The organism is Pirellulales bacterium, assembly GCA_035656635.1.
GTDB lineage: Bacteria > Planctomycetota > Planctomycetia > Pirellulales > JADZDJ01 > DATJYL01.
Genome location: DASRSD010000060.1, coordinates 1 through 12305, shown reverse-complemented (window position 1 = coordinate 12305; position 12305 = coordinate 1). Strand labels below are relative to the sequence as shown.

Genomic DNA, 12305 nt, shown 5'->3' with positions numbered 1-12305 from the left:
GCTAGGCACGCTGCTTGTTCCCGCAATTGCTCCAGCACAAGGTGTGCTGATTAATATTAACGAGGGCGATCATGTGGTTTTGCCGCGGCCGCCGATCATTATTGCTCGCCCGTGGCCGCGACCGCAACCGGAGCAATCGAGCTACAAAATCAAACAGCTGGAGGTGGACGTCAAGCTTGATGGCCAGATGGCCCACGTGCAAGCCACGCAATCGTTCGTCAATACGGGCAGCCGGCCGATGGAAGTGTGCTTTGTGTTTCCATTGCCGTATGACGGGGCGGTCGATCAATTGACGCTACTCATCGACGGTAAAGAATGCCCGGCAAAGCTGCTGGATTCCAGCGACGCCCGGCGGATGTATGAAGACATTGTCCGCAAAAACCAAGATCCCGCGCTGTTGGAATGGATGGGCACGGGCCTATTCAAAACCAGCGTCTTTCCGGTGCCGCCCGGCGGCGAGCGCAAGGTGACGCTGCACTACTCGCAATTATGCCGGCAGTGGGATGGACTGACCGATTTTGTGTTCCCGCTGTCCACGGCCAAATACACCTCGCAGCCGGTGGAGGAGGTTAAATTTCAGGCCGCCATTGAAAGCGATGCCGAAATCAAAAACATATACAGCCCCAGTCATGCCGTCGATATTAAACGTCCTGACGTCAAACATGCTGTCATCAGTTACGCTGCCAAAAACATTGTGCCGACCGACGACTTCCGGTTGTTTTACGATGTGGGCAAAGGACTGGTCGATGCGCGCGTGATCAGCTACAAGCCCGACGCCAATGAAGATGGCTATTTCCTACTGCTGGCTAGTCCGCAAATTAAAGCGGACGATGCCGCGGCGACCAAAAAAACTGTCGTGCTGGCGATTGATCGCTCGGGAAGCATGAGCGGAGAAAAAATCGAGCAAGCCAAAGCCGCCGCCAAGTTTGTCATCAACCATTTGCACGAGGGCGATTTGCTCAACCTCATCGCTTACGACAGCAACGTGGAAAGTTGGCGACCGGAATTGCAAAAGTTCGATGACAACAGCCGCAAGGCGGCCCTTGGCTTTATCGAAGGCATTTACGCCGGAGGCAGCACCAACATTAACGGCGCGCTGGGCACGGCGCTATCACAATTGCACGACGCCAACCGGCCGAACTTCGTCATCTTTCTGACTGACGGGATTCCCACGGTGGGCGAAACCAACGAAAGCAAAATTATTTCCAACGCGAAGTCGAACAACACAGTGCACGCCCGCATTTTTGATTTTGGCGTCGGCTACGATGTGAACAGCCGGCTGCTGGACAAACTGGCCCGCGAGAATTTCGGCCTGACCGAATACGTGCGGCCGAACGAAAACATTGAAACGGCCGTGGCGGCGCTGTATGGCCGAATTGGCTCGCCGGTGATGACGGGCGTGAAGCTGAACGTCGACGTGGAAGGCGCCAAACCGGAGGAAGGGGCCGTGGTGAACCGCGTCTATCCGAAGGAGGTATTCGATTTGTTCGTCGGCGAGCAGTTGGTGTTGGTGGGCCGCTACAAAAAATCGGGCGCGGCCAAAATCACGATTACCGGGCAAGTGGCAGACGGGGACAAGCAGGAGCAAAAATTCTATTTTCCCGCCAGCCTGGTCGAACACAGCGGCGACGAATCGCAAGCCTTCATCGAAAAACTGTGGGCCGTGCGGCGCGTAGGAGAAATTTTGGACGAGATCGATCTGAAAGGTCGCAACGATGAGTTGGTGAAAGAGTTGGTATCGCTGTCACTCAAGCATGGCATTATTACACCGTATACTTCGTTTCTGGCTGATGAAAGTAAACGGCGCGATTTGGCCTTCGGCACCCGCGCGGCGAACGAACGATTGAAAGAGCTCGATCGCTATGCAGATGGCGAACAAGGCGTGGAACAGCGCGTGGCCAAGCATGCGCTGCAAGCCGTAAATCAGCCTGCCGCAGCAACACCCATGGGGTTAGGTTACGGTGGCGGTGCAGGTGCGGCGAACCGCGGCACGGATGGGGGCCGGTTTGGCAATTCGAACGGCACAATCACCGCTGCTCCCGGCGTGACCGGTGCCACTTCGGCGCTAGAAACCGAAAAGTTTTACGCCGTCGTGTCCGATAGCAAAAATGATGCGGATAAAGTTGTTCAGAATGTGTGCCAGATCGGCCGCAAAACATTTTTCCGCCGCGGCGACCGCTGGATTGATTCGGCCGTAACACCTGAGTTGGAAAAAACCATCGTAAAAATTAAACGGTTCAGCCCGGAATACTTCCAGCTTGTCGATCAGCACGGGCATGATGTCGGCAAATATCTGACGCTCGATCAGCCAATAACGCTGGAACTGAACGGCAAGGTGTACGAAATCGATGCCGACGATAACAAATAGAAGTCAGCACCATCGCTCTGCCTTGTTTCAAAGGGAGCTAATTTTGCTGATGCCTCATCAGTCGAACATCGAGTCCATGCCCAGGCGGGTTTTCAATTCCTCGAACAGGCTTTGATACTGTTCGCTGGAAGAATGAACGTGCTCGGCCTCGGTAATGAATTTCATTTGGTCGTTGCAGAGTACGCCGCGGTGACGCAGCACTTCTTCAAACGGTCCGAGGTCTTGCCCGTATGCAATTAGCAGTTTGTGTTCGTCGAACTGTACTTCCAACGGTACATTTGGATTCAAGACCGCAATGCCAGTGCAGCCGTCATTGAGGAGCAATTCTTCGTAATCGTATAATGTGCTTTTAAGCACAGGCAGATCGATGTGCTCGCGGTACAAGTCGACATGTCCCTTGTTATCCGCGCTGTGGCTGGTTTCCAGCACCACATCAACTTCCATGCCCAGTGGATCAAGCATGTCGAGAAATATTTCGAACAAATCTTCCTTCGTGGCAGCGGCCATGAGCACAGGCACGCGGACTCGGCTTTCCTCGTCGGCAAAGCAATCATGGCGGTAGCCTTGGCTGGGAATAACTTGCAAATCAAACGACGGACGCACGGCTTCGGTCAGCTCAAAATTGCCGTAGCGGCAAACTTTGAGATGCGCCTCCAGCTGCTCCTCGGAAAGACGCTCGAAGCAGCTGCCGGCATGCGGCGGCGTGCCATCGCGAAATACATTTCGAAAAACGCGTTTCAAAAAGCCCATCGGCGATATATTCCTTCGTTTGTTGCCCCTGCAAGATTGCTTTGGACGTTGTTGGTCTGTGGGATGTCCCGAAAGCAATTAACAAACGGCTAACCAAACTTAGATTACAGCTGTGCCACAGGAAGCCGACGCGGGACAAGTTCCATAATTGCCCCCAGCCGCGGTCGGCAGGACCGGAAAAACCTGCGCTTTGTTCGACAAGGCGGTCGAGTAGCGTCCCTGTGTTAGTTTAGCACCGCGCTGGAATGTGGCGTTCTGACCACGTACATTGGCCTAGCAAAACTTCTCGCCTGGCGAGAAGATGTACCATCCGCGAAAACTTTAACTCCGTATTTCCGGCCGCGCTGGCCCAGAATCGGAGTTGTCGCTCAGTCGCAATTTAGGTATTGGTAAAGCAATTGGCCAGCAAATGCAGCAGTTTGTAACGCGCCGTCCGTAAAGCGGCCCCATCACACGTTGAATTTGCACAACATGCGATACTCCACCATCGGTTGCATCGGCGCAACATTGGCTCTGCTATTGCTTACGGCTTGCAGCGATCGGTCGCCCAGTCTGGCGATTAATGGGGAGAATCTAGCAACCTCTGCAGTCCCCCACGCTACCCCGACGGACTCAATTTCGAGCCAACAACCCAATGCAACCGTAACTGCGGACACGTTGGAGACCAACGCATCGGGGTCGGCGCCAATCGATCCCGCCACAACATCCGTCAAAGGCGATCCACGGGAATGGTGGGAGGCAGTCTATGCCTATCACACCAAAATTGGTTGGTGCCATACGCACATCACCGACATTGAGGAAAATGAGCGCAAGTTGGCCCAAATTAACTACCAAAACCATATTGCGGTTGATCGACAAGGCCAACAAACCACAATCGACATTGTTACGCAAAGCGTAGAGACGGCGGAGGGCGAGCTGCTCCGGTTTCACACCGAAATCAATTCCGGCACCAGCCGCACAGAAATGAATGGGCACGTTGCCGATGGACAACTCATGCTGGAAACGATTACCGCTGGCAAAACTACAACCGAATCGTTCCCTTGGATTCCTGGCACAATGGGCTTCAGTGCCACTGAACAATCGTTGGCCGCAGCCCCGCTTTTGCCAGGACAGCGTCGGACACTGATGGCAGTGATGCCCGCCACGAACGAAGTGGTGACTATCGAATTGATTGCCAATCAATACGAGGCTACACCGCTGGTCGATCACACGGAAGATTTGCTGCGGATCGATGGGAGCATCACGTTGCCAATGCACGGTGGCAGTGAGCAATCGCCAATCATTCGTTCTCAATTATGGACCAATCGCGAAGGTCAGGTGCTGAAAACGTCGCTTACTGCCCTGCATCAGGAAACTTATCGTACTACGCAAGCTTTGGCGCTGGCGAAGCCGGGAGGCAGGCGATTGGATTTGGTAATTGATAATACCGTGCCGGTGACACGATCATTACCCAATCCACATTCCACGCGGCGAATCAAATACCGCGTACAATTAGCTACCGACGATCCGTCCAAGGTTTTCTCTGCTGGCGATTCGCAAGAACTCTTGCCATTGGACCCTCATACGGCGGAAATTACCGTACGAAGGATCGATGGCTCGTCCACTACGCTGTCGCCGTCGACGAATGCGGCAATTTTAGCAGCAGTGACTCTGTCGCATGTTCCCACAGTAGAAGATCGCGCGCCGAATAACTTGATTCAAAGTGATGATGATCAAGTACAAGCAATGGCCAACTCTGTGGCGCCAGGAGAAACCGACCCCTGGAAACTGGCCGTCGAACTGGAAAGGTATGTGAAGGACATCGTCAAACTAAAAAACTTCTCGCAAGCCTTTGACACCGCAGCTGAAGTTGCACGCCTGCGTGAAGGCGATTGTACCGAGCACTCGGTATTATTGGCAGCGCTTGCTCGTGCCCGTGGCATTCCGGCCCGTGTAGCAATTGGCCTGATTTACCAGCCATCCACGCAAAGTTTTGTGTATCACATGTGGAATGAGCTGTGGATCGGCGATCACTGGGTACCAATGGACAGTACCCTAGGACGCGGCGGCATCGGCGCAGCCCATCTAAAACTGACCCAATCTAATCTCGCAGGCGCACAAGCCTACAGTTGCTTTTTGCCCGTGGCCCAAGTCATCGGACAACTGAAGATCGAGATTTTGGAAGTAGAATAATGCCGCTGGCGCCGTCGGGTGCAACACGACGGCCCCAAGGTTAAGCCGCAAGCGTTCAGCGCTTGTCAGGCGTGAGCAGCCACCGGTCCACCATTATTGGCTCTGCAGTGAATGGCGCTGGTTCCGATTCCAAACTCCAAGTTTCGACCGGCGACGTGAACGCGGCGCCGGGTTCTACTCCAATCGATTCGATCGCAATGGGTTGTAGCGCAAACGGCTCGGGAAGCGCCTGCGGAAACAAGAAGTCTGACAGCGCGGCTCGGTTGGCCTGTGGGCCAAAACTGGCGGCAGGCTCAAAATAGGCCGCTGGCGTGACTGTATACGACTGCTGGCTGTGGTTTTTCGGGGCAGACACGGCCGCGGTAACAACCGGGTGTTCCGGCACATCGACTGTCTTCGTCGTACTCTCGGCGTCCAAAATCTCGGCGTGGACTAGCACCAGCACTTCCACGTCGTCGCTATCTTTTGCCGAGCAAGAGGAAGCGCACGCGCCTTCGTGACAGGCTTGAGAGACGCAATCCTGCGATTGGCACGCCGTCTGGTATTCCCGCTTGATAATCAAGCCGCCCAGCACCGCGGTTTGGCCCGATTTCATTTCTAAAGTTGTGGAGATTTCCGTGGTGGAAACGACGGGCCTTTTTAGCTCGCCGGTTTCGTTCGCCGGAAACTGCTCAAGCTGACTAAAAGCTGGCCGCAACTGCAGGCGGAGCTTGTGGCTATCGAGAATTTCCGGAAGCACGTCGACTGTGGTGCCGATTTTTTTATAGTCAATCGTCACTTGGTTATCGGCGTGCGGCGTCAGAACAGGCACCTCCTGGCCAATCTCGACATGGGCCTGTTGGCCATTGCGTGTCTGGATTTGTGGCGCGCTGACAACGCTCAGTAAACCTTCCTTTTGCAGCACATCGAGAAAGTTCAGGAATGCGCTGTCACTGTCACAACATTCGAAGCCATGATTCGCAACAAAATGTTCGCCATCGAATTTGGAAAAATCGAAGCCTAACGCATGGCATTTCGTACGGTTCAACTCCATGATTTTCACATGCACCGAAACTTCCTGTTGCGATGAGCTCGTTGCTGCCGTTTGCTTTTGCGCAGCCTTCCAGCTTGTTGTCGGTTGCGGAGTCCATTCCTCAAGATTATAGGAATGCGTCGCCGTCGAAGCTGTCGGCTGGTTGTACGCGGTTTGATGCAGTCGTGCCAACTCAGCTTGGGCCGTTTGCAATTGTTCGACGACCGATTTTATTTCAGCATTGCACTGACTGCGAAGTTGGTCGGCCTCCAAGTGCATGCCGGCAGCGTCTAAGTGATGGGCCGCTTGCAGCAGATGGTCTAAACGGTCCGCGTCACAGGCCGTGGGCGTCGATGAAATGGGCGTCGGACAAACGGCTCCGGGATATGCAGAGCCAATCGACGACGGCACATAAGCCGCGGTCGGCGGATAGGCGGGTGCATAATATACTGGTGTGGGAGCATAAACAGGAACCGACGGAGGGCCCGCAAAAGCATAGTCCCCGTAACCGGACGGTGAAAAATGAGGCGCGGGAGGAATCGCTGCCGCTGCATAGCCGGGCTGCGCTGCTGAAAACACCGACTGCGGCGCTCCGTAGGCGACATTGAACTCCGGCATATTCGGGAGTGGATGAACATCAGTGTGCGAGTAGCCATTTGCATCGCCGACGACCGCCCAGCCCGGCGCGGATTCTATGCGGGCGCTATAATCGGCCGACGGAGAATAAAGCCGCGGCGGCGGCCCAATGGTAAGCATGGCAGGGCAAGCCGTCGCAGGAGCAGCCTGATCGGATGAACAATATGGGACAGAAGCTCCTGCCTGATACACCGGGCATGATTGACACGGCTGCATCTGACAATTGTTCGAGCACTGCACCCCGCGACTATTGTATCCAATCAACGAGAAGTTTGGCTGCGCGGCATGAGTGGTGCAAAGCAAGGCAATTCCTGCCAAAATAGCACCCGTCAAAGTAACGCTCCAAAATTTCCACGATGGTTTCCGCCACATGGGTCATCCTCCTGATTTCCCGTAAGATATTTCGAAAAGCCAAGGAGCGGGAACGCGCCCTTGGCCGGGCAAAATCGGCGGGGAAGAATAACGGCTTTTGGAGAATCAAGCAATGCCGCCTTGCAGCGATTAAATTGCTGTCAGAGCGGCTTTCTGCCCTCGCGCCCGTCAGTCTTCGGTAGGCAGCGTAAAATCGGCAATGAACAATTGGCTAGTGTGATCGGCCGTGCGGTTGCTGGTCCACATCAATTTTGTGCCATCCGGCGAGAAAACAGGCAGTACATCGGCCGCCGGATGGTCGGTAATTCGCCAAATTTTTCCGGGCACAATGTGGCCATTTTGTTCGCTGTACTTCATCAACCACAAGTCGTAATTGGGTGTCGCGTGCGGATCGGAATGATCGGCGCCGGTCCAGATTATATACGGCTGGGTGGGATGCCAAAACGGCGCCCAATTCACGCCGATGTTGTCTGTGAGCGCTGTATCATTTTGCCCGTTGAAACCAATCACGTGTAACTGCAAGTAGCCCGCTTGCTTGCGATCGCTGCGATACACGACCCAGCGACCGTCGGGCGAGGTGAATGGTCCGCCATTATAGCCGGAAAAGTTCGTCAACTGGCGGACATTAGCGCCGTCAGCATCCATCACATAGATGTTTGGATTGCCACCACGGTTGCTGCAAAAAACGATGTGTTCGCCGTCGGGTGTATATGCGCATTCGGCATCATAGCCGGGCGAATCGGTTAGTCGTTTCAAAATGTGCCCATCTAAATCCGCAGAGAAAATTTCCATCCACGCATCAAAATCCCATTGGTAGCGGCGGTGGCGGCCGGCTTTGGCGTCGTCTTCATCTTGTTTTCGCTGGACGGCTTCGGTGTCGGATAAATTGGGATCAAGATGGCTACTGGCGAAGATTATACTTTTCCCGTCTGGCGCAAAAAAACTACATGTGGTGCGTCCCCGGCCCGTACTAACCATTTTGGGCCCGGGCGAGCTAGAATCTCCCGCTCTCTTTGGAAGAGGGTCGGGGTGAGGGAAATCGTGTGATCCATCCCCAAGCGGCAGCATGTAAATCTGATAAAACATGTACTGCAGCGGCACGCCCTGAAAAATGATGGTTTTTCCATCCGGCGCAAAATACCCCTCGCCTGCTTTGGAAAAATCCGTGCTGGTGGTCAGTTGGCGAATGTTTTTCAGGTATTTGCTTTCGATCGACGGGATAGCCATTTGAGGCGTAGCCGACGGTGAATCCTCGGCTAGAACAATTGGCCAACAAATGAGAAAATTGCCCAGCAATGCGGCCGCAAATGATCCGTGCCAGATGTTCATAGGTTACTACCTGGAGCGAGAACCGAATCCCGAAAGACGCTATTATAGTTATCATCCAAATGCTTCGACATCCCACACTCGCGCACCTGCTTTTATGAAGATCTACACAAAAACCGGCGATTCGGGCGAAACAGGCCTATTCGCTGGCCCGCGCGTTCGAAAAGATGATTTGCGAATTGAAGCTTACGGCACGGTTGACGAACTGAATGCCGTGCTGGGTTTAGTCCGTAGTCAAGCATTGCACGATGTTCAACAGAAACAGCTGGCGGAGCTCGATACACTATTGGCGCACATTCAGCATATTTTGTTCAACTTGGGCGCCGAGTTAGCCACGCCCGATCCCAAGACGCGCGGCACCAGTTTTGTCAGGCCGCAAGAAATTGCGGTGCTGGAGGGAGCCATCGACCAGTTTGAAGCAAAGCTGCCGACGCTGAAAACATTTATTCTTCCCGGCGGAGCAGCCGGCGCTGCTTGGCTGCATTTGGCCCGCACCGTTTGCCGCCGTGCTGAACGTCGTATAGTGACCTTAGCGGCACGCGAAGGAGAAAAATTTTCGCCGCACGTGTTAATCTATTTAAATCGGCTGAGTGATTTGCTATTTGTGCTGGCCCGCGCTGCGAATCAGAGTGCCGGGCGCTCAGACGTGCCCTGGGAAAAATCAAGTTCATGAACGGTCTATCTTTACTCTCGCGGCGTGGGCGGCTACGTTGATAGCAGCAACGGCAAAGCGGTAATTCCCACGCATCCCACGCTGAATATTCCGTGGCTGTCGCACATGTTGTTTCAAGGAATGTTTTTCATCATCACGCCGGCGCTCATTTTTGGAGCCGTTGCCGAACGCATGAAATTTAGCGCGATGATTATCTTCACCATTTTGTGGGGCACGCTGGTTTACATTCCGCTGGCGCATTGGGTGTGGGGCAACGGCATTTTGGCGTTTGGCCAGCCTTATGCACTGGCCGGCGGCGCTTTGGATTTTGCCGGCGGCACCGTGGTTCATATTACGTCCGGAGTTTCGGCGTTGATTTGTGCGCTGCTGGTCGGCAAGCGGTTCGGCTATGGACACGAGCCCATTCCGCCGCACAATATGACCTACACGGTGTTAGGGGCCGCCATGCTGTGGATCGGTTGGTTCGGCTTCAACGCGGGAAGCGCTTTGGCCGCCGATGGAATTGCCGCCAGCGCCTTTGCCGCAACGCATTTTGCCGCCGCAGCGGCGGCATTATCATGGGCCGGCATCGAATGGATCACACGCGGCAAGCCCAGCGTATTGGGAGCGGCATCGGGAGTGGTGGCCGGCTTAGTTTGCATTACTCCTGCTTGCGGTTATGTGACGCCGATTCCGGCCATCATCATGGGTGCGATTGCTGGAGTTGTTTGCTTTTATGCGTGCACCGCTTTGAAATCGAAATTTCGCTACGACGATTCTTTGGATGCTTTCGGAGTTCACGGGGTGGGTGGAACTTTGGGAGCGATTCTTACCGGCATTTTCGCCACGCGGGCAGTTGCCGATATTGATCATGGTCGGCCGCTGGGATTGCTCGAAGGGGGCCACATTTTCCTGGGGCAATTGGTCGCCGTGGCTTGCGCCTGGGGACTGGCGATGGTGGCTACCGCCATCATTTTGAAGATACTCGATGCTACCATCGGACTGCGAGTCAGCCAGCAGCAAGAAATTCAGGGACTCGACCTTAGCCAACACGGGTAAGAAGGATATATTTTTATCTAAGCTGGCCAACCCGTAGCGGCAGGGTTGATGTCGAACCTACCCATCGGCGAACTGGATGCCAAACCAAGTGGATTGTTTATAATTCAAACCGATACGGATTGATCGCTTTCGAATTTCATTGCGGTCATTTTTCTAGAGGTTGCCATGAAAAAAATTGAAGCGATTATTCGGCATTTCAAACTTGAGGACGTGAAAACCGCACTCACGGAACAGGGGATACTGGGAATGACCGTTTCCGAGGTGCGCGGATTCGGCCGGCAAAAGGGACATGTCGAAATGTACCGCGGCACGGAGTACGCCGTCGATTTTGTGCCCAAGGTGAAAGTCGAAGTTGTGGTGCCCGACAATCAGTTGCAAAAAACCTTGAGCACCATTATGCAAGCAGCTCAAACCGGCCAAATTGGCGACGGGAAAATTTTCGTCTACGATTTGGCCACCGCGCTGCGAATCCGCACGGGTGAAGCCGGCGACGATGCGGTGTGACATGCTGATCAACATTGCGGAGTATATTTACATGGGGCACTTCGAGGCGCCAACCCTTCGCCTTTCCATCTCCGCCTTCCGCAGTTGAATATGCCCGCCGCTTCTACGCTCCGTCCTTGTGTGTTAGCCGCAAAAGATTGGTTGGCTCAAGAACGCGCGAAATTGAAGCAACAGCACGAGGGGGGTTCGCCGGGTATTCAAGTCTGCGCACGGCTTACCGACATGCTGGATCGCGTGGTGCTGGATTTGCATCAATCGGCATTGGACGAGCTGTCGCTGCCGGAACATTCATTGCTCCGCAGCGAAGTGGCACTCGTGGCGCATGGCGGCTACGGCAGACGCGATGTCGCGCCGTATTCCGATGTCGATTTGATGATTCTTTGTTCGCCAAAAGCCGCGCAGCAAGTGGAACCTTTGGCGAAACGTTTGTTGCACGACTTGTTCGATGTCGGGCTCATTTTAGGACAAAGCGTGCGCACCATGTCGGAAGCCTGCAAGTTAGGTTTGAAAGATCCGACTATTTTCACTTCGTTGGCGGAATCGCGCCTGCTGACCGGCAGTCAACCGCTGTTCGAGAGCTTCCAGGCCAAATTTCAAAAAGCGGCAAAACGGCATTGGCGAGGACTGGTGCGAGCGATCGAGGAATCTCGCCGCCAGGAACGCGAGCGATTCGGCGAGACGGTTTACCTTCTCGAACCCAATGTCAAGCGGTCGCCTGGTGGATTACGCGATATTCAACTGCTGCGGTGGGTTGGCTTTGCCCGCTACGGCGAGGCCACTCCTGATGGGCTGCAACTCATGGGTGAGCTGAGTAAAGCCGATGAAACGGGGCTGCGGCGCGCTTTGGAACTGCTGCTACGGGTACGCAATGAATTGCACTTCCATGCGGAAAAGGAACAAGATGTATTGGGTCGATCGGAACAAGTGCGCATGGCTAAAGTATTCGAGGCCAACGCAGCGCAAGGCTTGCTAGATGTGGAAGTGTTCATGCGCGAATATTTCCGAAACACCCACGCGGTGCAGCAAGTAGCGGCTCGGTTTTTGGAAGGGGCACAGCCTTGGACCAAGCTGGGCGAGGCTTTGTTTCCGTTGCTTAGCCGAACGGTGCAAGGCGATTTTCGGATCGGACCGCGGACAATCATTGCCACCCGCGCCGGCTTGCAAAAACTGCCTGGCAATTTACCGCAAATTCTGCGGCTCGTCGATTTGGCAAATACTCACAACAAACGCATCGCCCATAGCACTTGGGAAACGGTGCATCGGGCGGTTCCACAGTTGCCCGATGTCGTCACCAAGGAGTCAGCGGAGTTGTTTTTGTCGGTTCTTTCGCAGCCCGCGCGCTTGGGAGAACTATTGCGAAATTTGCATGCGCTCGGCGTGTTGGAGCGGTTGATCCCCGCGTTCGCCCATGCCCGTTCGCTCTTGCAATTTAACGAATATCACAAATACACCGT

General features: G+C 54.4%; 9 protein-coding genes. 6 read left to right on the top strand and 3 right to left on the bottom strand.

The features are described 5' to 3' along the window. Positions 1 to 2368: VIT and VWA domain-containing protein (locus tag VFE46_05355; protein HZZ27417.1), on the top strand; the 2368-nt coding region annotated here is incomplete at its 5' end. A 57-nt stretch (positions 2369 to 2425) separates the two neighbouring features. On the opposite strand, the gene VFE46_05350 is transcribed toward VFE46_05355, so the two are convergent. Further along, complete coding sequence (locus VFE46_05350) at positions 2426 to 3118, bottom strand: hypothetical protein (protein ID HZZ27416.1); 693 nt, start codon at positions 3116 to 3118, stop codon at positions 2426 to 2428. 471 nt (positions 3119 to 3589) lie between these two features. Here VFE46_05350 and VFE46_05345 point away from each other — a divergent pair, with 471 nt between their 5' ends. Further along, on the top strand, positions 3590 to 5290 hold the full coding sequence (locus VFE46_05345; protein ID HZZ27415.1) for a transglutaminase-like domain-containing protein: 1701 nt from the start codon (positions 3590 to 3592) through the stop codon (positions 5288 to 5290). Between the two features lie 55 nt (positions 5291 to 5345). On the opposite strand, the gene VFE46_05340 is transcribed toward VFE46_05345, so the two are convergent. Together VFE46_05340 and VFE46_05335 are read right to left on the bottom strand one after the other, a co-directional pair. Beyond that, positions 5346 to 7058 (bottom strand): type II and III secretion system protein, encoded by a 1713-nt coding sequence (locus tag VFE46_05340; protein ID HZZ27414.1) that lies wholly within the window; start codon positions 7056 to 7058, stop codon positions 5346 to 5348. Positions 7059 to 7478: 420 nt separating this feature from the next. Further along, complete coding sequence (locus tag VFE46_05335) at positions 7479 to 8537, bottom strand: biopolymer transporter Tol (protein HZZ27413.1); 1059 nt, start codon at positions 8535 to 8537, stop codon at positions 7479 to 7481. Between the two features lie 196 nt (positions 8538 to 8733). On the opposite strand from VFE46_05335, the gene VFE46_05330 reads away from it, so the two are divergent. The 4 genes from VFE46_05330 to VFE46_05315 all read left to right on the top strand — a co-directional run. After that, positions 8734 to 9309, top strand: a complete 576-nt coding sequence (locus VFE46_05330; GenBank protein ID HZZ27412.1) for a cob(I)yrinic acid a,c-diamide adenosyltransferase — start codon at positions 8734 to 8736, stop codon at positions 9307 to 9309. A 24-nt stretch (positions 9310 to 9333) separates the two neighbouring features. Then, entirely contained in the window at positions 9334 to 10347 is a 1014-nt protein-coding gene (locus tag VFE46_05325; GenBank protein ID HZZ27411.1) for an ammonium transporter, read from the top strand. A gap of 165 nt (positions 10348 to 10512) precedes the next feature. After that, positions 10513 to 10851: a P-II family nitrogen regulator gene (locus VFE46_05320; protein ID HZZ27410.1), complete on the top strand. Its 339-nt coding sequence runs from the start codon at positions 10513 to 10515 to the stop codon at positions 10849 to 10851. A gap of 90 nt (positions 10852 to 10941) precedes the next feature. After that, the coding region (locus VFE46_05315; GenBank protein HZZ27409.1) for a [protein-PII] uridylyltransferase at positions 10942 to 12305 on the top strand (1364 nt) is incomplete at its 3' end.

Excerpts from the sequence above, each read along its gene's own strand:
- VFE46_05350 (HZZ27416.1), bottom strand. The coding sequence starts at position 3,118 with ATGGGCTTTTTGAAACGCGTTTTTCGAAATGTATTTCGCGATGGCACG.
- VFE46_05345 (HZZ27415.1), top strand. The coding sequence starts at position 3,590 with ATGCGATACTCCACCATCGGTTGCATCGGCGCAACATTGGCTCTGCTA.
- VFE46_05340 (HZZ27414.1), bottom strand. The coding sequence starts at position 7,058 with ATGCTTACCATTGGGCCGCCGCCGCGGCTTTATTCTCCGTCGGCCGAT.
- VFE46_05335 (HZZ27413.1), bottom strand. The coding sequence starts at position 8,537 with ATGGCTATCCCGTCGATCGAAAGCAAATACCTGAAAAACATTCGCCAA.
- VFE46_05330 (HZZ27412.1), top strand. The coding sequence starts at position 8,734 with ATGAAGATCTACACAAAAACCGGCGATTCGGGCGAAACAGGCCTATTC.
- VFE46_05320 (HZZ27410.1), top strand. The coding sequence starts at position 10,513 with ATGAAAAAAATTGAAGCGATTATTCGGCATTTCAAACTTGAGGACGTG.